The organism is Adhaeribacter sp., assembly GCF_057359045.1.
On record NZ_JBMQUD010000101.1, the window covers coordinates 1 to 20848 of the forward strand.

General features: G+C 43.6%; 15 protein-coding genes. 5 read left to right on the forward strand and 10 right to left on the reverse strand.

The features are described 5' to 3' along the window. Positions 1 to 72: 72 nt before the first annotated feature. Complete coding sequence (locus ACO1R6_RS15455) at positions 73 to 2016, reverse strand: peptidylprolyl isomerase (RefSeq protein WP_486265845.1); 1944 nt, start codon at positions 2014 to 2016, stop codon at positions 73 to 75. Positions 2017 to 2143: 127 nt separating this feature from the next. After that, positions 2144 to 3235, reverse strand: a complete 1092-nt coding sequence (locus tag ACO1R6_RS15460; RefSeq protein ID WP_486265846.1) for a mechanosensitive ion channel family protein — start codon at positions 3233 to 3235, stop codon at positions 2144 to 2146. A gap of 566 nt (positions 3236 to 3801) precedes the next feature. On the opposite strand from ACO1R6_RS15460, the gene ACO1R6_RS15465 reads away from it, so the two are divergent. Further along, positions 3802 to 4158 (forward strand): hypothetical protein, encoded by a 357-nt coding sequence (locus ACO1R6_RS15465; protein ID WP_486265847.1) that lies wholly within the window; start codon positions 3802 to 3804, stop codon positions 4156 to 4158. A 199-nt stretch (positions 4159 to 4357) separates the two neighbouring features. Here ACO1R6_RS15465 and hrpB read toward each other — a convergent pair whose 3' ends face one another. Further along, entirely contained in the window at positions 4358 to 6901 is a 2544-nt protein-coding gene (gene hrpB / locus ACO1R6_RS15470; protein WP_486265849.1) for an ATP-dependent helicase HrpB, read from the reverse strand. 180 nt (positions 6902 to 7081) lie between these two features. Between hrpB and ACO1R6_RS15475 the strand changes: the two genes are divergently transcribed. The 3 genes from ACO1R6_RS15475 to ACO1R6_RS15485 all read left to right on the forward strand — a co-directional run bounded on the left by ACO1R6_RS15475 (position 7082) and on the right by ACO1R6_RS15485 (position 9464). Further along, positions 7082 to 7267, forward strand: a complete 186-nt coding sequence (locus tag ACO1R6_RS15475; RefSeq protein WP_486265850.1) for a hypothetical protein — start codon at positions 7082 to 7084, stop codon at positions 7265 to 7267. A 37-nt stretch (positions 7268 to 7304) separates the two neighbouring features. After that, a complete protein-coding gene (locus ACO1R6_RS15480) occupies positions 7305 to 7808 on the forward strand; it encodes a hypothetical protein (RefSeq protein WP_486265852.1) in 504 nt (167 codons plus the stop codon). 279 nt (positions 7809 to 8087) lie between these two features. Beyond that, positions 8088 to 9464, forward strand: a complete 1377-nt coding sequence (locus ACO1R6_RS15485; RefSeq protein ID WP_486265853.1) for an amidohydrolase family protein — start codon at positions 8088 to 8090, stop codon at positions 9462 to 9464. 203 nt (positions 9465 to 9667) lie between these two features. Here ACO1R6_RS15485 and ACO1R6_RS15490 read toward each other — a convergent pair whose 3' ends face one another. From ACO1R6_RS15490 to ACO1R6_RS15520, 7 genes are all read right to left on the reverse strand, one after another. Then, positions 9668 to 10609, reverse strand: coding sequence for a GDP-L-fucose synthase family protein (locus tag ACO1R6_RS15490; RefSeq protein ID WP_486265854.1), 942 nt, complete (start codon positions 10607 to 10609; stop codon positions 9668 to 9670). Positions 10610 to 10618: 9 nt separating this feature from the next. Then, positions 10619 to 11731 (reverse strand): GDP-mannose 4,6-dehydratase, encoded by a 1113-nt coding sequence (gmd, locus tag ACO1R6_RS15495; RefSeq protein ID WP_486265855.1) that lies wholly within the window; start codon positions 11729 to 11731, stop codon positions 10619 to 10621. A 418-nt stretch (positions 11732 to 12149) separates the two neighbouring features. After that, positions 12150 to 13268, reverse strand: a complete 1119-nt coding sequence (locus ACO1R6_RS15500) for a DegT/DnrJ/EryC1/StrS family aminotransferase (protein ID WP_486265857.1) — start codon at positions 13266 to 13268, stop codon at positions 12150 to 12152. A gap of 194 nt (positions 13269 to 13462) precedes the next feature. After that, a complete protein-coding gene (locus ACO1R6_RS15505; protein ID WP_486265859.1) occupies positions 13463 to 13948 on the reverse strand; it encodes a hypothetical protein in 486 nt (161 codons plus the stop codon). Positions 13949 to 14035: 87 nt separating this feature from the next. After that, a complete protein-coding gene (locus ACO1R6_RS15510; RefSeq protein WP_486265867.1) occupies positions 14036 to 14737 on the reverse strand; it encodes a DUF4369 domain-containing protein in 702 nt (233 codons plus the stop codon). 261 nt (positions 14738 to 14998) lie between these two features. Then, positions 14999 to 18631: a TonB family protein gene (locus ACO1R6_RS15515; protein WP_486265860.1), complete on the reverse strand. Its 3633-nt coding sequence runs from the start codon at positions 18629 to 18631 to the stop codon at positions 14999 to 15001. Continuing rightward, the gene (locus ACO1R6_RS15520) at positions 18624 to 19001 is read right to left on the reverse strand and encodes a BlaI/MecI/CopY family transcriptional regulator (protein ID WP_486265861.1); all 378 of its coding nucleotides are present in this window, start codon (positions 18999 to 19001) and stop codon (positions 18624 to 18626) included. Before ACO1R6_RS15520 ends, ACO1R6_RS15515 begins: the two co-directional genes overlap by 8 nt. Positions 19002 to 19169: 168 nt before the next feature. Here ACO1R6_RS15520 and ACO1R6_RS15525 point away from each other — a divergent pair, with 168 nt between their 5' ends. After that, positions 19170 to 20555 (forward strand): M20/M25/M40 family metallo-hydrolase, encoded by a 1386-nt coding sequence (locus ACO1R6_RS15525; RefSeq protein ID WP_486265862.1) that lies wholly within the window; start codon positions 19170 to 19172, stop codon positions 20553 to 20555. Positions 20556 to 20848: the final 293 nt, after the last annotated feature.

Here is a 20848-nt window from a genome sequence, read left to right on the forward strand (position 1 = left end):
ATTGCGCAAATTTTTGCCTTCTTATTAGAAGTGTACACATTATTTAGCCAGGTTTATCTAACTTTATTTTTCTTAATTAATTAGTTTAACCGACTGGATAATATCTCCGACTTCGAGTTGGTGAACAACCGCCATACCGGCCGTTACCTGCGCAAATATTGTGTAGCGGCCATCGAGGTGGGGCGTAGGCGAATGCGTAATAAACCACTGGCAGCTTTCAGTATCTTTGCCCGCCGAGGCCATGCCCACGTAACCTTCGTGGTGGTACCGTAAATTAGCAAGCTCTGATCGGATGGCATAATCGGTGCCGCCCCAGCCATCGCCGCGCGGATCGCCACCCTGCACCACAAAATTAGGTACTACCCGGTGAAAATTTTTCTGATTAAAAAAGCCGGCTTGGGCCAATTGTACGAAATTGGCTACCGTGCCCGGAGCGGCTTCGGTAAACAAGGTTAAGGTAATATTACCCTTGCCGGTAGTAATTGAAACTTGCTGATTGGGTTTTAAAGTTCTTACCAGTTGCCAGTTTATGGGGTGTGTAAATGGGTTGGCCGGAGCCGCGGCCGGCGGTAGCCCGCTTAAATACCTGATGGCTTTGTCCAGTTCCTGGTACGTTTCCATATCGCTGGGCAGTGTAAGTTTGGCCTGCACTTCTTTCAGGAAGGCCGGATCAGGAAAAGCGGTTTTAAACCCTAAATCCGGATTAGTTAATAAGCCGGCGGCTATGCCAATTAAGGCTATATCATCGGATTGTAAAGCCTGCCGGAAAATTTCTGCAAAAGGTTTAATCAGCGCAGTCGGGAAGTTTTTTTGTTGCCGCAGGTCCGCGAGGGCCTGTAACCCATAAGTAGCCAACACTGGCGAACCAGCGCTAAAAGTTTCCTGCTGGATAAAAGTATAATTATTAATATCCTGCCCCAGTGCGGCGAGTAAAGCACCCTTTTTGTAAATATTAACAGAGGCCGCATACAAATTTTTTATTTTCTGGGAAATCAGCGTTTTATCCGGATGGTTTTTAAGCGTTGCCCCGAGTAGCGTTGCTTTAACCCGCCAATTAGCGGTTTTATCGGCAGTTTGCAACAAGGTTTGGGCTTCAGTGTTGGGTGCTTTGGCCACTAAATAATCGGCAGCAGTTAAGGCGGTGTTTACATTTTTATCGGCTAGGGCTTGGTAAATAATATTTTTTACCGAACTAAAATCAGCATTACTTAAAGCCCGGATTGCATTGATGCGCACCCGGTAATCTGGGTCGGACTGCACCAAACCAAGTAACCCATTTTTAGCTGCTGTGGTGTTAATTTTACCTAAAGCCTGCGCGGCTGCCATGCGCACTGCGGCACTGGTATCGGATTGCGCGGCGGCTAATATATTTGCTTCAAAACCCGCAAGGGCAAGATTGGGAGTGCGGGCTAAAAAGTGGGCGGCACCCAGGCGCGTTGCCGGCGAATTGGTAGCGGCCAATAACTTTACCGCTTGGGTTAGCGCCAAAGAGTAATCTAATTTTTTAGCGTTGGTCCGGTAAAGGCCCCAGGCTACACCGGCTTTCTCTGTTTCGTTTAACCAGTTTTGCGAACTTAAGAAGTGCAGACTTTTTTGCGTGGCACATTTACCCAACGCTTCGGCTAATTCGGCCCGGACCGAGGCATTCTTTTCTGTTATAATCATTTGCTGCAGGGTAAAAGCAACGGTTGTATCGCTGAGCTGGCCCAAAGCATACGCGGCTGCCCGGCGCACCACCGGTTCCGGGTCCTGGAGCAAAGCTAACAGGTTTTGCCGGGTATTGGGAGCCTGCACCGAAGCCAGTGCCAAAGCGGCCTCTTGCCGGTAATTACTTTTTTTATGTTTTAGATAAGGCAATAAGGCTTCCGGTTTTCGCTCGTCCTGGTAGGTATAAATGCGTTGGAGGGTAGTGTCGGAAAATTTATTTAAAGTTGTTGTAGCAGTTTGGGTAGCCGGTACGCGCGGCTGGCAAGCAATTAGCAGACTAAGCAACAAGAAAGAAATGCAAATTTTCATACCGGATAAATTTACCGGAAGATACTAAAAAGTATCTAGACCGGTAAACCAGCCGCAAATAGTAAGATTAATTTAGAGAGCGCGTATTTTCCGGAAGTCTTTGCTTTACACCGGTGTAATTTAAAGACTAAGCTTCGGCGGCCATTGCTTGGGCCAGGTTTGGTGTTACCATTTCGGTGCGCATTTTAGGTAAACTCTCGGGGTAGTTTTGTTGAATAAAAGTAATTAGTTTTTCCCGCACATCGCAGCGTAAATCAAAAGCCATACTCGAATTAGCGGCACTTACCAGTATCCGAAGCTCTAGGGTTCTTTCCTTCGATTCAGTAACCTGCAATACACACACACGTTGGTCCCATAATGGGTGATCGCTTACTACCCGTTTTAATTCTGCTCTAACAGCATCAATGGGTACGGTATAATCGGTGTAAATAAAGACAGTGCCCAATAATTGCGATGTACTGCGGGTCCAGTTCTGAAAAGGCTTTTCGATAAAATAGTTAAGCGGCAAAATTAAACGGCGGTCGTCCCAGATGCGCAAAACTACATAGGTAAGGGTAATTTCTTCTACACGGCCCCATTCGCCTTCTACAACCAGTACATCATCAATCCGGATGGGTTGGGTAAACGCAATCTGAAAGCCGGCCAGCAAATTACCAATGGAGCGTTGGGCGGCAAAACCAATAATTACACTAGCGATACCGGCCGAAGTAATTAGCCCAGTGCCAATTTTTCGGACGGTTGCAAAACTCATTAAAACCAGGCAAACAGCAAAAAACAAGATTAAAACCTTGGCTAATTTTCGGATAAACTGTAGCTGCGTAAGTAAGCGCCGTTCCCGGAAATTATCGGCTTTGGAAATTTGGTAATGGTTCCGGATAAGATCCTGAACTACATTAATGGCTTCTATAAGGCACCAGGCAAAAGTAATGATTAAACTTATTTCTACTACCCGGCGCAAAACTTCGAACGGACCGGGAGCTAAAGGTACCAGGGGCAAAGCCGAGGATAAGGTGAGCAGTGGAATAAAGAAAGAACTGGGCCGGCTTAAATGTTGCAGCATAGCCGCCGAAAGCAAGGGTATTTTTTGTCGGCGATAAGTGCTGATTAATTTAAAAATCAGGTATCTGATAATTGAACCAAGTATTAAACTACCGGCAATAATCGCAAAAGTTACAAAGGCAATACGTATCGGTTCCGGAAGGTGATAAAAATATTCCATGGTATTAATAAGCTAACAAAAGCGGGTTGCGCCATTTGGGTAAGCGGTAATTTTTACCTCAAACCTAATTAAAAAGTTTTGCCTCCACTGTAGCGAAGCACTCGAAGGACGAAATAAGTCCGGATATTTTACCCAAGAATTACCCTTAAATGCTTAAGCATTAATCTGCCGTATTTTATGCAAGTTTAGATATTTTTTAGGCTTAAATACTTATAGTGATAAAAAGTTAAATCTTAAGTTTAAAATTGGTTTGCATAATTTTTATTTATTTTATTAAGTTTTAAGTCCAGAATAAAATATAAATAAAACTTTATTATATATTTAAAAAATTCAATTTGCATATTATAGATGTATTTGATTAGGCTGTTAATTAAGTGTAACCTTTATCTATAATATAAGGTATATATTAATTATTTTTAATATTTATATATTAGGCTCGTATAATATTTATTAAAATTGTTTTTGTTGTAATTTTCTTAGAAAATAACAATTTTTGTGGAAATTAAAAAAAATGCTTTTATCTTCGACATAGTAATTTAGTATTCACCAAAATAACAGATAATTATATGATTGAAGTCAAAACACTCAGCTTCCGACTCAGATTAGAAAATAATACTTCTGAAAGCAGTAAATGTCTGGGTGCGTACTTTTTTGTGTTATTTTGTGAGAGCCCTTTTGATGTAAACAAATTCTTTTCCGAAGAATTTGTGGCTGACTCTGAACAACGCCCTTTCTGTAGTTTGCAGGATGCGGGCCGGTTTGCCGATGAAATGGCTAACTTCTGGAAAATGCAAATCCTGATTAATCCAAAATTAGATATAACCCGGTTAGAAGAATTAACTGATTTGTGGAAAAAGATATCGGTTGAACTTAACCCGGAAACGCGGGAATTTTCGAACCAGGAATTGTGCTATGTAAATTAAGCTTTTAATTTCCTGTTACAGAAGACGTAATCACACACACACTTGAACGCACTTTTTACAGAGCGGCCGCAGAATATATTTTCTGCGGCCGCTTTTTTATTTGGTGCTTGCCGCTTGGGGACTTTCAAACTTTAAGATATTATTTAGTTGCTGAAGTTAATTTACCCATTTATTTTCTTGATGCTTTGGGCAAAACCTTTTAACCTGGTCGTTTTTTGGTGCCGCGGGTAGGCGGGGCAGATAAGGGATCGTCGGGCCAATGGTGTTTGGGATAACGGCCGCGCAAATCTTTCCGGACCTCAAAATATCCAGTTTGCCAGAAGCTTCTTAAATCGCGGGTAACTTGCACCGGGCGGGAAGCCGGGGACAGTAGGTGCATAAGTACCGGCACTTGGCCCCCACCAACGCGCGGCGTATCTAAAAGGCCAAATACTTCTTGTAACCGAACCGCAAGTACCGGGGTATCGGGGTTGGTATAATCTACGGCAATACGCGAACCGCTGGGAACTTCCAGGTGACTAGGTGCTAAACGTTCCAGTTCCTGTTGCGCTGCCCACGATAAGCTGCTAAGTAAAATTTCGTTTAGATTAAGTCGGTTTACCTGCTCTAACGAGCGAATTCCTGCCAGGTGTGGTTTTAACCAATTATCCAGGGTAGCGGCCAAAGCTTCATTTGTCATGTTGGGCCAGCTGTGGGGTTGCAAGAAATGTAAAAAAAGGAGCCTTTGTTGGGTACGGCGGGCTTCCTCCGACCAGGGTAAACGTTCGATGCCTTTTTCCCGCAGGGCTTGTAATAAAGCCGTTGCCACTAAATCTGGATCCGGATTTATTAAGTTCGATTCTTCTAGTATCAGGGCGCCTAATCGGGTTATTTGCCGGGTTATCACGCGTTCTTTGCTTTGTTCCCAACGTACTTCGGGCTCCTGGGTTATTTGGGACGCAAAGTGTTTTTGTATCTCGGGTTTAGTAAGGCTGGCTGCCAGGAGCACCCGGGCATTGGAGCCGCCATCGAGGTGGGCAATGGCGTAAAATTCGGCTTCGTTAAAGAGTTCGGTAGGTAAATTAGCCCGTTGGCCGGTTATTAATCGTACCCGGCCAGAGCTTTCGCGTTGGGCTAATCTTTCGGGGTAGGCAAGTGCCGTTAGCAAGCCCACCGCATCCGGGTTTAAGTCTTTATTCGTTTCCCGCAAACGCTGCCTTAAATTCTGGGCTTGTTCCCGTACGCGCCGGATAATATTTTCGTCGGGGGCATAGCCGGGCGTTGGCGGCCGCTGACCAGCTAAAATTTCGAGGCGTAAATGCAGGTCGGGTAAGGGAACGGTTGCGCCAGACTGGACAGCTTTTAGTATATCGCGTTCGGCCAGTAAAGCGGCCAAGGCACAAGCCGTAGCTCCAAAACCCAAAGCGTGTCCGTGCCTTACCAGATGGCCTAAGCGGGGCGCTAATCCTAAGCTGGCTAAATCTTTACCGTGTAGGGTTGGCTTACCCTGAGCATCTAAAGCCCCTAACCGAAACAATAAATCGCGCGCCAAACTTAGCGCTGCCGCGGGTGGTGTATCCAGCCATTTCAGGTCCAAAATTTCTTTAACGCCCCAAATAGCCAACTCCAAGGCAAAACTACTTAAATCGGCTTCTAATATTTCTGGTGCTTGCCGTTCGGGTAGTTGCATTTGGTCGGCGGCGGTCCATAAACGGTAGCAAACACCTGGTCCTAAACGTCCGGCCCGGCCCCGGCGCTGGTCGGCGGCCGCCACCGAAACGGGTACGGTTACCAGCGTAGTAAGGCCGGAGCGGGGAATAAATTTTGGCACCCGAGCCAAACCGCTATCAATAACTGTTTTAACGCCCTCAATGGTTAAACTGGTTTCGGCAATGCTGGTACTGAGTACTATTTTACGTTTACCGGGTGCTGCCGGCCTGATGGCGGCACTTTGTTGGGCCAAACTCAATTCGCCGTGCAGCAGGTGCAGTTCGGTAGTAGGGGCAAGTTTCTCTTCGAGGTGCCGGGCAACCAAACGCATTTCGCCAAGGCCTGGTAAAAACACCAATATATCGCCTGTTGGTTGCTTTGTAAGCGCCTGCATAATGGCTTTAGGCACTAATTTGGCCAATCGCTCAGACGGATAATTACCTGCCGAGTGGACTTCCTGGGGCGTTAAATAAACGGTTTCAATCGGGAACATACGGCCGACACTCCGGATTACCGGTGCCTCCAGCCAGTTACCAATGCCGGTTGCGTCTAAGGTGGCACTCATAATAAGTAAACGCAGGTCGGGGCGAAGTACCATTTGGGCATCTAAAGCCAAAGCCAGGCCCAAATCGGCTTGTAAACTTCTTTCATGAAACTCATCAAATAATATTGCCGCAATGCCCTCTAAGGTGGGGTCGTCTTGCAAGAGCCGGGTCAGAATGCCTTCTGTTACAACTTCTATTTGGGTTTGGTCAGAAATGGCTCGTTCCAACCGTACCCGGTAACCTACAGTTTGGCCAACCTTTTCGCCTAATAAATCGGCCATGCGCTGGGCTGCGGCGCGGGCAGCCAACCGTCGTGGTTCTAAAAGAATGATTTTGCCTTTATTCCGCCAAGTAGCAGCCAGCAAAGCTAAAGGAACTAAAGTAGTTTTACCGGCACCCGGCGGCGCTTCCAGCACTGCCCGGTTTTGGGAACTTAAGGCCGATAACAGCCGGGGTAATGCCTCTTTAACCGGTAGTTCCGGCAAATAAGCTAAATCTTGGGTTTGCATCGCCGGCAAAGTTCGCTATTCTTTTTCTTTTTTTATATTCTATAAATGCTGATTCCAGCCTTGCTGTCTAAACCAAATGCGTTAAAAAGCACGATTATTTCATTATTTCATAAAATTGAAAACGATTTACGATAAGCCTGCAGTAAAGGTCCAACGTAAATTATTAAGAATCAGATTTATATGGATACCATAATTTTTGTGCATGGCATGTTTCAGAACCCGAAAAGCTGGACAAACTGGGTTGATTTTTTTAGTCAGAAGGGGTATAACTGTCTGGCGCCGGCCTGGCCTTTACACCAAGGCGAACCTGCCCAATTGCGGGAAAACCCACCGGCTGGCTTAGGTAACTTCACAGCTAGAAACTAAACCCATAGTAATTGGGCATTCGGTAGGTGGTTTAGTGGTGCAGTTACTGGCAAACCGCAATCTAATTGCGGCGGGCGTTCCTATTGATTCGGTAGCGCCCAATGGTATGCTGGATTTTGACTGGGCCTTTTTTAAGAACAGCGCCACCATTGTAAACCCACTTAAAGGCGATGAACCCATTTACATGGATGCCAAAACTTTTCATGCTGCTTTTGCCAATACGTTAAGCGAACAAGCTTCGCAAGTGGCTTATGAACAATACGCCACGCACGATAGCCGCAACGTACTTCGGGATTGCATGGGAGAAGCCGGTCGGGTAGATTTAGACTTACCGCACGTACCTTTATTATTTATTGGCGGCGAAAAAGACCAAATTATTCCGGCATCTTTAACCGAAAAAAATGCCAAAGCTTACACCTACCCCAACAGCGTTGTTGTGTACCGCGAGTTTGAGAACCGCAGCCATTATATTTGCGGCGAACCCGGTTGGGAAGAAGTGGCTACTTACATTTATGATTGGTTAAAAACCAGCCAGCCATAGTTTAAACTAACCGGATTTAACCAGGTACCTGTTCAAATATTATTTAGATAAATTGAATCGAAAAGTCACTTAACCGTGACTTTTTTTATGAACTGCTTTTCTAAACCTATGCCGTGCTGGAATTATTTGTTTTTACCTTAAAATCCGTATTTCTTTTTAGTGACTAATGAGCCAATATTTAATATTGGTTTAGAAAATATTCTAACGGAATGTGTATATTCGGTTACTTCCAAAAATATATTTTAAGCTGCAATTAACTTACACTATTACTAAACCTAAATGAAATATGCCGCTATGAAATATTTACCCATATTAGTTCTCTTACTCCTGTCTTTTATCACGCAAGCGCAGCAACCTATTTCTGCGGACCAGCAAGAAATTGTTTTTACTCGCGTAAATGTAATCCCGATGGACCGGGAAGTGGTTTTACCAGACCAAACCGTAGTGGTAAAAGGCGGAAAAATAATTGCCGTAGCACCAGCCGGCAAAGCAAAGTACGCCAAAAATGCTTTAGTTATTAATGCTCAGGGAAAATACCTGATGCCGGGTTTGGCCGAAATGCACGCCCACGTACCACCGCAGGATAATTTAGCGCCGATGCAAGAAGTGCTTACCCTTTTCCTGGCAAACGGCATTACCACGATAAGGGGCATGTTGGGCCACCCACGGCACTTAGAATTGCGGAGCAAAATAAATACCGGCGAAATATTAGGCCCTCACTTTTATACCACTGGTCCGTCTTTTAGCGGGCAGAGTGTAAAAACACCCGCGCAAGCGGTGGCTCTGGTAAAAGAACAAAAGCAAGCAGGCTACGATTATCTTAAACTACATCCCGGCTTAACACCCGAAACGTTTGGAGCCATGGCCCAAACAGCCAAAGAAGTAAATATTCCTTTTGTAGGCCATGTATCTTTTAAAGTTGGGGTTTGGCGCGCCATTGAGGCTGGCTATTCCTCTATTGATCACCTGGATGGTTTTATTGAGAGTTTGGTACCAAATATTCAGGGCATGAACGAGCAGGAAACCGGTTTATTTGGACTTTATATTGCGCAAAACGCCGACACCACCCAAATCCCCAAATTAATGCAAGGCCTGAAAGCTAAGAATATTTGGGTGGTGCCCACCCAAGCTTTAGCAGAGCGTTGGTTGTCGGCTAAACCGCCAACTGAATTTGAACAAGCCCCCGAAATGATTTATATGGCGCCGGAGGTAAGGCTTAATTGGTTCAACAGTAAGAAAAATATTCAGTCTAATCCGCTTTACAGTGCTGTCAAAGCCGATAGCTTTCTAAAGTTACGCCGGCAATTAATATTAGCCTGTCAGCGCAATGGTGTAGGTTTATTGTTGGGTTGCGATGCTCCGCAGGTGTTTAACGTACCTGGTTTTTCTACCCACCAGGAGTTACAATATTTTGTTAAAGCTGGTTTAACGCCTTACCAGGCTTTACGCACCGGTACCGTAAATGTGGCAGCTTATCTTAAAAAGAGTAATGCGGGAGTAGTTCGGGCCGGAGCCGCTTCTGATTTAATACTGTTAGCCGGCAACCCGTTGCAAGATATTAGTCAGACCCAGAAAATAGAAGGGGTGATGGTTGGGAGCAAATGGTTAAATAAAACTTACTTAGAGTCTGCGCTTAAAAAGTTAGCCAAGCCTTAAGCGGAAGATGAGGCTGCTCTTTGCGGCGGTTTTTACGCAAAAGTAAATGCCTACTTCCAAAAAGTTACAGGCTTATTATACTGGGGATTGGCGGTAGGGAAAAGCCAAAGTTTAGTCTAAGCTGAACTAAGCTTTGGCTTCAGAATAATATAATATTACCCCAACACTTTGCACTTTAAAGCCTAAGTGTTGGGGAATAATATTTAATAACTAAAAGCTTCTTTAAAAACTTCTTCGGTTTGATAAACCTTGCGGATACCAGTTTCTAAATCAATGGTATAACGCCAGCCCCACGAGGCCAGTTTGCCAACATCCATGAGTTTGCGGGGAGTACCATCGGGTTTGGTGGCATCCCAAACAATTTTTCCTTCGTAACCAACTATCTTCTGAATCAATTCTGCCAGTTCTTTAATCGAAACATCTTCGCCGGTACCAATATTTACCAGGCCGGGCTCGTTGTAGTTTTCCATTAAATAATAACAAGCATCGGCCAGGTCGTCGGCGTGTAAGAACTCACGTTTGGGCGTGCCCGAGCCCCACACCTCAACGGTTGGTTTTTGGTGTATTTTAGCTTCGTGCATTTTGCGCAATAAGGCTGGCAAAACGTGCGAGTTGTTCAGGTCGTAATTATCGTTAGGGCCATACAGGTTAGTAGGCATTACCGATATAAAATTACAACCGTACTGGCTCCGGTAGGCATCGCACATTTTTATACCAGCTATTTTGGCAATGGCGTAAGGTTCGTTGGTATATTCCAGTTCGCCGGTGAGCAAATATTCTTCTTTTAAAGGCTGCGGTGCCAATTTGGGGTAAATGCACGACGAACCTAAGAATAACAGTTTCTGAACGTTGTTTAGATAACTCTGGTGAATCACGTTGTTCTGGATCATCAGGTTATCGTAAATAAAGTCGGCACGATACGTATTATTGGCCTGAATACCACCTACCTTGGCGGCCGCCAAAAAAACATAATCCGGTTTTTCTTCTTTAAAGAAGTTGCTTACCGCAACGGTATCACGCAGGTCAAGTTCGCGGGAAGTACGAAAAATAAAATTTGTAAATCCGGCCCGCGCTAAACGACGGTGTATAGCCGAACCGACCATGCCCCGATGACCAGCAATGTATATTTTAGCATTTTTATCCATGCGGATTTTTTACTCCAAGTAATTTAGAATTTTGTGTCCGCCTTCCATTAAATAAGCGTCACGTTTAAACAGTTCAACATCGGCGGTAACCATATCTTTTACCAAAGCCGGTAAATCGTATTTGGGTTGCCAGCCTAATTTGGTTTTAGATTTAGTAGGATCGCCAATGAGTAAATCTACTTCGGTCGGACGGAAATAAGCTGCATCTACCGCTACTACTTCTTTGCCAATTTCTAACTGGAACTCCGGATTACTACAGCTTACCACCCGCGCAGTTTCGCTCGCGCCTTCGCCTAAAAATTCTAATTCTACACCTAGTTCGGCAAAAGTCATGCGCACAAAATCCCGTACCGTAGTGGTTATACCAGTGGCAATTACGTAATCTTCGGCCTGGTCTTGCTGCAGTATCAGCCACATGGCTTCTACGTAATCTTTGGCATGACCCCAGTCGCGTTTTGCATCCAGGTTACCCAAGTAAATTTTATCCTGTAAACCTAAAGCAATACGAGCAGCTCCCCGCGTAATTTTACGGGTTACAAAGGTTTCGCCGCGCAACGGCGACTCGTGGTTAAACAAAATACCGTTACAAGCAAACATGTTGTACGCTTCTCGGTAATTTACCGTAATCCAGTAGCCGTAAATTTTTGCTACAGCATACGGCGAGCGCGGATAAAACGGGGTTGTTTCGGATTGTGGCACTGCTTGTACCAAGCCATATAACTCGGAGGTAGAAGCCTGGTAAATTTTAGTTTTTTCGGTCAGGCCCAGAATACGCACAGCCTCTAATACCCGCAGGGTGCCCAGGGCATCTACGTTGGCGGTGTACTCGGGAGTATCAAAACTTACTTTCACGTGCGACATAGCGCCCAGGTTGTAAATCTCGTCGGGTTGTACTTCCTGAATTATCCGGATAATGTTGGTAGAATCAGTAAGATCGCCGTAGTGCAGTTTAAATTTAACATTCTGCTCGTGCGGATCCTGATACAGGTGGTCGATGCGGTCGGTGTTAAAAAGAGAACTCCGTCTTTTAACACCGTGTACTTCATAGCCTTTGCTCAATAACAATTCTGATAGATAGGCGCCATCCTGACCTGTTATACCCGTAATTAATGCTCGCTTCATGTATAATTGGTTGTTAATAACTTTCCATAATCTGGAAAAAATATTAATTAATTTATTAAATGTTAGATAGTTGTGTTAAAATTAAATCAAATATTTATATTTTACAATATTATGTTTAAAATATAAAGGTGGTGCGATGTTTAGCGCTTAAGTTTACCCCATACTATTTCCTGGAAATAAAGTTTAGTAGATGTTCAGTTTTATTTCTAGTTACCTGGTTAAAACACCTGCTCTTTATAGTTTTAACTAACCTTATAGCTAAAAGAAATGCTTATGCATTAAATAATTAGTTATAAATTAAAATGTACCATAACATAAGTTAAGGCTGGGTAAAATAGTTTTTTACAAAGTAAACTAATAAATATTTAATTAACCATTCGCTGGTAGCCGAAAGTAACCTTTATTTATTATTTGTTTATTAACTGGTTCTTTTCTGCCGGAAAAAATGCTCTATCTGCTTACAGATATAATTAATACTTTCTTCATCTAACCCTGGCCAAATGGGTAAACTCAAACCCGTAGCGGCAATATTATTAGCAACCGGAAAATTATTGGCCTGCAAACTCAGATGGCGGTAAGCTGCTTGCCGGTATGGTGGTATGGGATAGTGGATAAAAGTACTTACACCTTTTTCGGCGAGATATTTTTGCAAAGCATTGCGGTAAGGGGTGCTAATAACAAATTGGTGATAAACAGGAATAGTGTTGGGCGCGGTAAACGGCATTTGAATAGCCGGTATATTTTGTAGCTGGTTAATGTAATTATTCGCGATGGCCATACGCTCCTGGTTCCAACTGGGTAAAAACGGTAACTTCTGGCTCAGTACAGCCGCTTGTAATTCGTCGAGGCGGGAATTTAACCCAATAGTTTCATGATAGAATTTTTGGCTGGAGCCATAGTTGCGGAGCGAATAAGCGTGGTGGGCCAGGTCGGGGTGGTTGGTGGTTAAAGCGCCGCCATCGCCTAAAGCGCCTAAGTTTTTGCTCGGGTAAAAGCTGGTGGCATTCAGGTGGCCGAAGCTACCGGTTAGCTGGCCGTTATAAGTAGCGCCTTGGGCCTGGGCATTATCTTCTACTACCCACAACTGGTAATGGCGGGCCAACGCCATAATGCTGTCCATTTCGCAGGGTTGGCCATATAAGTGTACCGGAATAATGGCTCTGGTCCGACTGTTTATTTCTCTTTCGAGAAGTTGCGGATTGATATTATAGGTTTGTGGATCAGCGTCAACGGGCACCGGTTTAGCGCCGGTTAATGAAACAGCTAGCCAAGTGGCAATAAAAGTGTGGGCCGGTACCAACACCTCATCACCAGGACCAATGCCTAAAACTTTTAAAGCAATATGAAGCGCATCTAACCCGTTGCCCACCCCAATACAATGTTGCGTTTGGCTAAAAGTTGCATATTCCTGCTCAAACTTTTTTAAATAGCTGCCCAGTATATACCATTCAGCGTCGAAAACATTGGTCATAGCCTGTAGCACCAAGTTGCGTACCTGGCGGTTCTGAAATTCGAAAGATTGAAAAGGAATTTGCATGAAAAAAGACAACGCCTGATGAAAGTATTTTGTATGCTACATTGCGTACTTAATATTTTACTTAAGCCAGACTTTTTGATTTACAAATACATAAATACCAGCTAAATAAATAATTCTGTTGCTACCTGATTGATATTTAAATAAAATATACGGCGTAATATTAACGCATTGTATTCAAAAAAAACATCAATATTTTAGCAGCCGCATTTACCATAAAAGGACTTTTGAATAGTTTGGCCATTGGGGGAGATTAACTTTAAGGTACCCGTTTTTATACTTGCCTCGGATTGCGTTTGTAAAGTGCTTTTAATGGCAACCGTTAATCTATAGGCATTATTCTGGTAGTTTTTAACCACCGTTTTTTTATCCAATATTTCAGAAGCAGCCGGGTTAAACCTGGTTATAATGCCGTTTATTTTTAGGGTAGCGCTTTGGCTATTGTCGTTCATGAAAATGTATCTTCCGAGCGCAAATTCAGTTGAGTCGTTGGCGAAATAACAGGAACAACCTTCTAACCGGGGCGGAATAACGGAGAAAGTGTGAAGGCTTAAGGTTTGCGCCTCCGTTAAGGAATTATTAGCAGGGGCTAGTATTCTGGATTGCCGGTCTTTGTATAAATAGAAAGCAGCCAGGGCTGTCATCATCAGCATAATTGTAATGAATATTTTCCGGTAACCCATAGGAGCTTTACTAAATATTATTTATAAACCCAGTAGCGAAACGCAGCTTAAAAACTATGGGCTGCCCTGATTTAGTTTGCCCAGGCATTATTTAGCTTGCAATGCTTCCTGCCCGGCTAAATTTTTTACTTTTTGCCAGAGGCTGGTTCGCTTTATCTGGTCGTTAAATAAATTCAAGGTTACCAGAGCTTTGTCTGGTTTATCTATTTTGTAATCTAAAGAATTATAGTAACTGTATAGCGCCGCAATAGCATCTGGATGCTCCTTTATAAATTGTTCGCGGATTGACCGGTTTTTTTGAGCAGCTTCTAAATTCTTTTCCCGGTAAAGTTTCGCTGCTGCCGGATTGTTAGCTTTTTCGGCCTCCTGTATTCTTAGAGAAGCCTCACCCATTTCTTTAGCCATAGGTGTTTGTAAGGCTTCTAATTTCTGTAAATATTCATTCTGTTTACCTGCTTTAATAATTTTACCATCAGCATACTCCTTATCTTCGGGCAAAACGTGGGCCGCAATAACAATTGGGGTTTTTTCAATCACAAAGGCGCTGGTTTCGGTTATGTTAAAACTACGTTTATACTGGATAAGGCCCATCGATAATTCGGGCACGGTACCTTTAAACCGGAACTTAGAATTTTTAATAATGGCTTTGTTTATGCGCCTGCTGTTCCCAATTACACCTAACAACAAAGTATCTCCGTCCTGGCTGCCCGCAATGCTGCCGCTAATGTGGTATTTAAAAGCAGTAGCCGAAAGGTTTCTTTTGGGGGCACAGCTATCTAGAAACCACACCAAACTAAGTAGAAATAATGGCCATAACTTCTTAATAATAAATTGAATAGGTGGCGCCATATTTTTATTAAATATTGACTTTCGCAAAGCTCTTGTTTAAATCGTAAAAGCCTTCCCTTTAAAGATGGTTTTTTAATTACTTTGCGAAAGTCCTGTAAATGTAAGTAATGACCCTTGTTACAGCCTTTGTTTTAATATCTGTATGATTTTTAAATATCAAACCAAAGGCTGTTTAAACTTGGGTAGCAAATAAATAATTTTTTAATTTTTGGTAGTTTCGGCTTCAGTTGCCAAACCAAAGCGGATTGGTAGCGTGTACCGGAAATTAACCGAGCGACCGTTTTGTTTGGCCGGCTTAAAGTCGGGTATTAGTTTGATTAGCCGGATGGCTTCCTCGTCGGCGCCTGCTCCAAGCGGTTTTACTATTTGGGGACTATGTATTTTCCCGGTTTTATCTACGGTAAACTGGGCAACCACTAACCCAGATATACTTTTACTTTGCGCCTCCGCCGGATATTTTAAATTTTCTTTAATAAACTTATTTAAAGCTGCTTCTCCACCGGGGAAAACCGGCATTTGTTCAACAAAGGTGAAAACTTTATCGGGCATAGTTTGCGCCGGAGCAGCACTGGTGCCTTTAGTAGGGGCACCAACGGGTGGGGCAAACCGTACTGGAAGCGTGTACCGGAAACTGACCGGTTTTCCATTTTGCCTAGCGGGATTAAAATTCGGCATTAACTTAATTAATCGGAGAGTTTCGTCGTCAGTACCGGAGCCTAGCCGTTTTACTACCAGTGGATTGAGTATTTTTCCGGTTTTGTCTATGGTAAACTGGGCAACCACTAACCCCGAAACGCCTTTGCGCTGGGCTTCCGCGGGGTATTTTAAATTTTCTTTAATAAACTTATTTAAAGCTGCCTCTCCCCCAGGAAAAGCCGGCTGCTGTTCCACAAAAGTGAAAACTTTATCATTATCCTGAATTGGATTTTGTGGCTTAATACTATTACGGGTAGGCAGCGTTTCTTTTTTTACAATAGTTTGTCCGGCAATTACCTGGCTGTACCCAATGATGGTAATGGCGTCCTGCACGTATAACTGGCTGCGGTTAGCAGGTAAGCGAAGCGCAGGTATATTTTGCTTGCTCTCCAACGCAAATACAAACGGAAATACCAAGTTATACGATACGGCTTTGCCATCTTGCAGGGCTGGTTCCCAGCGGGGCATCTCCCGTAAAACCGAAATGGCTTCCTCTTCGAAATAAGCATGATCGGTGTGCAGGGTTTTAAAATTATTTATAGTGCCGTCGGCATTAAGGGTAGCCTGAACAATGGCCTGGCCGGCAAGTTTACTTTTTAAAGCAGTTGCCGGATACTGGGTATGGCTCGACAGAAATTCGCTTAATTTGTTTTTGCCGCCTGGGAACTGGGGTAGTTTTTGACTACCGACGGGCTTAAGCCTTTTATCTCCGTTTAGAATATTTTTACCTGCTGCTTCATCAGGAGCCGATTTATCAGTATAAATGGTAACAACTATTGGTCTGCTTTTAACAGTAGGTACGCCCTTCGCCATTTCAAAAGTAGCGTGGTTTCTGTTGTCATTTATTCTGGTTGTATCCGAACTATACCGGAAATAAATTGGAATTATATAATCTGAAGCTACTGGTTCTCCATTTTGCATGGCGGGCTCAAACTTGGGCAATAAATTATTGACTCTGTAAGCTTCTCTAATGAATGGGTCTTTTATAGATTTATCGTAAGTTTCGGGGTTACCGTTTTTATCAATTTTTACGGTAGTCATAACCCAGGTAAAACCATTGTTTTGCGCCAAACCACCAGCCGGATATTTAATATTCTTGCTTAAAAATTTATACATTTCTGACTCACCACCGGGAAATTTTGGCAGCTTAATCTCTTGTGTAGTTTGATTTCCTTCATTCTTTTTTTGGTTGCTGTCCTTTAAAGGGAACCAAAAAACAATCTGATCTGTGTGGAAAATAATTTCTCCTGCTCGGCTAATATGATAAATTTCATTCCTTTTCTGGGGTTTGGGTGGTTCCGGCGCATGCAACATGCCAACGTAAACACTCACATTTGCTCTTATTGGCTTTCCATCTTTTATAGCCGGACTCCATTGCGGCATATTGTTGATTACGCGTCTTACTTCATTATGAAATTTGCCAGTAAATATTCTTCTATTTACTTCTTCGGCTGATGAGTTTTCATCCGGCTTTCTTTCATCCCGTTGCAGATAATAATCATTATCTCTAAACGGTAATTTTATGACATTACCTTTTTCATCAATTTGTATATGAAAGCTAATGCCTAAAAAAGACGTTTTCTTATCTGCCAGCATATTTTCTAAGATATTTGCTAGTTGTATATTTTCCCGGAAATAACGCTCCATAGTGGCTTGGCCGCCGGGGAAAGAGGGCTCCGTTATTTCGCCTACTACGATAGCCTCCTGATCTAAAAAGTTTTTCGGCGTACCCGTAACGGAATTTACCCCCAGGTGGATAACATCGGAGCTAAATGTAGGTAAGCCTTCAGCATCCAGAGCGCCCTTCTTTACTAACTTGTTAGGTGTAATAACAGAATGCTTAGCCTTTTGGTCAAGTAACAAGTGCAGCTCGTACCGGGAGGCCAATCCTTTGCCATCCTGGTAGGCCGGAATCCAAGGAGGCATCAGGCGGATTACCCGGGTAATTTCCTGGTTAACTAAATCTTCGCTGGCGGCAAATGCATTTTCCGGATTGCCTTCTTTGTCTATTTTTATCGATACCACGGTTCTTCTGGTAGCATCTTTCCCGAAAGCTTCGGGCTTAAACTTCAGGTGCTGTAACAAAAAGCGGTACAATTGCTCTTTACCGTCCTGAAATGCCGGTTCCGAAATTTCATCAGGAACTAGAACACCAGCAACAGATTGCGTTTTTAAGGGTAAACCAGAATTTTCGGCAAAATTATTAGTTGGTGCAGCAGGTATTAAATCGGGTAACGAAACCGGCCGGTTGGCGGCAAAAACTGCGGCAAAGGCACAAACCACGGCCAGGGTGAGCAAGGGCCGGATGATTGAGAAAGGCTTTTTTAAATTTTTCATCATGATTAGTCTTTTTAAGGTAAGAGATTGATGGAGATGAAAGAAATTGCCGAGGGACGAATTGGTTTTGTAGAAGACTTGTTGTACCAGCAAAGTTGCGTAGGTCTCAGCATCTTCGTCTTCTAATACTTGGGCATCGGCTAAATATTCGTGGGTACTTTCTAATGCTTTTTTATAGAAATAGAGGAGGGGGTTGAACCAGAAAATAATGGTTAATACTTTAAGATAAATTATATCGAAAGTATGTTTTTGCAATAGGTGCGCTTGCTCGTGGCGGAAAACAAGTTCTTTTTCGGTGGGTGTAAAAGGCTGACTATTGTCGAATAATATATAATGTAAAAAAGAAAAGGTAGCCATTTCGCCATGCGTTGGGATTATTTTAATGCGCTGCCAATAATAACCGTCGGCTGCGTGGCTATAAATAAAGGTGTAGAGTTTTAGAAACTGGCCGCAGAAAAAAATAACGGCAACTAATACCCCACTGACATATAGACCATAGAGCCAAGCCCCGTAATTAGGAGTTTTTGCTTGGGTTGGAGTTTGCATTAAAATGGGCGAGCCATATATTATATCTGCCGTTGCGGGCTGCACCTGAATATTATTGGTGCTTACCGTTGTTTCTGCCGGCCAAAGAGATATTTCCAGGAAAGGAATAATAAAAAAGGAGAACAGCAAAGCAGCCAGCAAATAAAACCGGTTAAACTTAAAACAAGTTTGGCGGCTTAGCAGAAGGGCATACACGACATAAAACAACAGGAGCGCCAGGCTCGACTCGGCCAGGTACAGCAGCAGGTTATTCATTTTCTGACTGGTCTAAGTCTTTCTTCACGTGTTTCATTAGTTCGTCCAACTCCTGCAGGTTCATGTTTTCTTCTTTGGCAAAAAAGCTAACCAATTGCTGGTAAGAGCCACCGAAGTAGCTGCTGACAAAGTTTTTCAGGAACTGCTTGGTGTATTTTTCTTTGGGAATGAGCGGAAAATATTCGTGGGTTTTACCGTAAGCCTGGTAGCCTACAAAGCCTTTTTTCTCTAAAATCCGCACAATTGTAGACACGGTGTTGTAAGCGGGTTTGGGCTCCGGCAGTTGCTCCAGAATATCCTTTACAAACCCTTTTTCTATTTCCCAAAGAACCTGCATTACCTGCTCTTCGGCCTTGGTTAATTCTTTCATAAATAGTTAGTTAATGATTGGGATAAATGTATAACTAAATGCTTAGTTTATCAACTAAATGTTTAGTTGGATTATTGGGTTTATAAATATTTTCACTTTAATTAAAGCAAATGAGGTTTATTTAGCTTTTTTGTCGGGAAAACTTATTTTTGATAAAATAATTCTAGTATGATTTATAGTTTTAAAAGGTTCTTGCTGGTGGCCCTGTTCTGTTTTGTTTCGGTAGGCAGTCAGGCCCAAGTTATTAAGCCCGATTCGGCGGTTATCCGGCAAATATTTCAGGAGGCTTTGTCTAATGGTAAAAGCTACGAGAACCTCCGCTACCTGTGTACCCAAATAGGGCCGCGGCTTAGTGGCTCCGAGGGGGCTGCCAAAGCGGTGGTTTATACTAAAACCTTAATGGAAGGCATGGGCTTAGACCGGGTGTATTTACAAGATGTAATGGTGCCGCACTGGGTACGGGGCGAAAAAGAAAAAGCGGCTATAATCTCAAAAAAAGGAAAAGTAGCCGTGCCCATTTGTGCTTTGGGTGGTTCGGTGGGTACCGGCAAAAAAGGAATAAAAGCCCCGGTAGTAGAAGTTCATAATTTCGAAGAACTGAAAAAGTTAGGCCAGGCCCAGGTACAAGGGAAAATTGTTTTCTTTAACCGGCCCATGAACCCGAATTATATAGAAACTTTCCGGGCGTACGGCACCGCCGTAGACCAGCGGGGCAACGGAGCCCTGGAAGCCGCGCAATACGGAGCTGTCGGTACCATTGTCCGTTCCATGAATCTGGCGCTCGACGATTATCCGCATACCGGTGCCATGCGCTACGCCGAAAACGGACCTAAAATTCCGGCGGCGGCCATTAGTACCAATGGGGCCGAGTTGTTAAGTAAACGGTTAAAAGAGGAACCCAATTTACAGTTTGAGTTTACCATGAACCCGGAAACGCTACCCGACGCACCGTCACACAATGTAATCGGCGAAATAAAAGGTACCGAACATCCGGAGGAAATAATTGTGGTAGGCGGCCACCTGGATTCCTGGGATCTGGGCCAGGGTGCTCACGACGACGGCACTGGTTGTATGCAGGCCATAGAGGTGCTGCGCTTATTTAAAGCCTTAAATATTAAACCCAAACGCACCATTAGGGCCGTTATGTACATGAACGAAGAAAACGGAACCCGGGGCGGCCTTAAATACGCTGAGTTAGCCCAATTAAATAAAGAAAAACATATTGCGGCGCTGGAGTCGGATGCCGGCGGGTTTACGCCGCGCGGCTTTAGCATGGATGCCCCAGCCAGCAAAGTAGCACAATTAATTAACTGGAAAGATTTGCTGGCCCCGTACGGTTTACATGCTTTGGGAGCCGGCGGCGGCGGTGCCGATATTGGTCCGCTCAAAAACGGCAACATTGCGCTCATTGGTTTCCGGCCCGACTCGCAGCGGTATTTTGAACTACACCATGCGGCTACCGATACCTTCGACCGGGTAAACCGGCGGGAATTAGAATTGGGCGGTGCCTCTATGGCCGCGTTAATTTATTTAATTGATAAATATGGTATGTAACGTTTGGGTATAAAGCAGATAAACCTTTAAGATATTTTATTCAATCCGTTCGGCGTTTTAACAACAGAATAATTAACGGCATTTACCAGGTGTTTTATGTTTCAATAGTTTTATTATTATGTTAAATAAACGGCGTAATATTATAATTTAAATAGCTGCTGTATTGCCGGCCGCTCACCTGTGTATTGAATGAAGGATTATTTTGCTGATTGGTTTATTTAGGGCCGGAAAGAAAAGGAGCGGGGGAGGACACCATAGCCTTCCGGCTAAGGAATATTTAGAACAATTCCCGT

Bases quoted from the DNA above. Each gene is read 5' to 3' on its own strand.
- ACO1R6_RS15455 (WP_486265845.1), bottom strand. From the start codon at position 2,016: ATGAAAATTTGCATTTCTTTCTTGTTGCTTAGTCTGCTAATTGCTTGC.
- ACO1R6_RS15460 (WP_486265846.1), bottom strand. From the start codon at position 3,235: ATGGAATATTTTTATCACCTTCCGGAACCGATACGTATTGCCTTTGTA.
- ACO1R6_RS15465 (WP_486265847.1), top strand. From the start codon at position 3,802: ATGATTGAAGTCAAAACACTCAGCTTCCGACTCAGATTAGAAAATAAT.
- hrpB (WP_486265849.1), bottom strand. From the start codon at position 6,901: ATGCAAACCCAAGATTTAGCTTATTTGCCGGAACTACCGGTTAAAGAG.
- ACO1R6_RS15475 (WP_486265850.1), top strand. From the start codon at position 7,082: ATGGATACCATAATTTTTGTGCATGGCATGTTTCAGAACCCGAAAAGC.
- ACO1R6_RS15485 (WP_486265853.1), top strand. From the start codon at position 8,088: ATGAAATATGCCGCTATGAAATATTTACCCATATTAGTTCTCTTACTC.
- ACO1R6_RS15490 (WP_486265854.1), bottom strand. From the start codon at position 10,609: ATGGATAAAAATGCTAAAATATACATTGCTGGTCATCGGGGCATGGTC.
- gmd (WP_486265855.1), bottom strand. From the start codon at position 11,731: ATGAAGCGAGCATTAATTACGGGTATAACAGGTCAGGATGGCGCCTAT.
- ACO1R6_RS15500 (WP_486265857.1), bottom strand. From the start codon at position 13,268: ATGCAAATTCCTTTTCAATCTTTCGAATTTCAGAACCGCCAGGTACGC.
- ACO1R6_RS15505 (WP_486265859.1), bottom strand. From the start codon at position 13,948: ATGGGTTACCGGAAAATATTCATTACAATTATGCTGATGATGACAGCC.
- ACO1R6_RS15515 (WP_486265860.1), bottom strand. From the start codon at position 18,631: ATGAATAACCTGCTGCTGTACCTGGCCGAGTCGAGCCTGGCGCTCCTG.
- ACO1R6_RS15520 (WP_486265861.1), bottom strand. From the start codon at position 19,001: ATGAAAGAATTAACCAAGGCCGAAGAGCAGGTAATGCAGGTTCTTTGG.
- ACO1R6_RS15525 (WP_486265862.1), top strand. From the start codon at position 19,170: ATGATTTATAGTTTTAAAAGGTTCTTGCTGGTGGCCCTGTTCTGTTTT.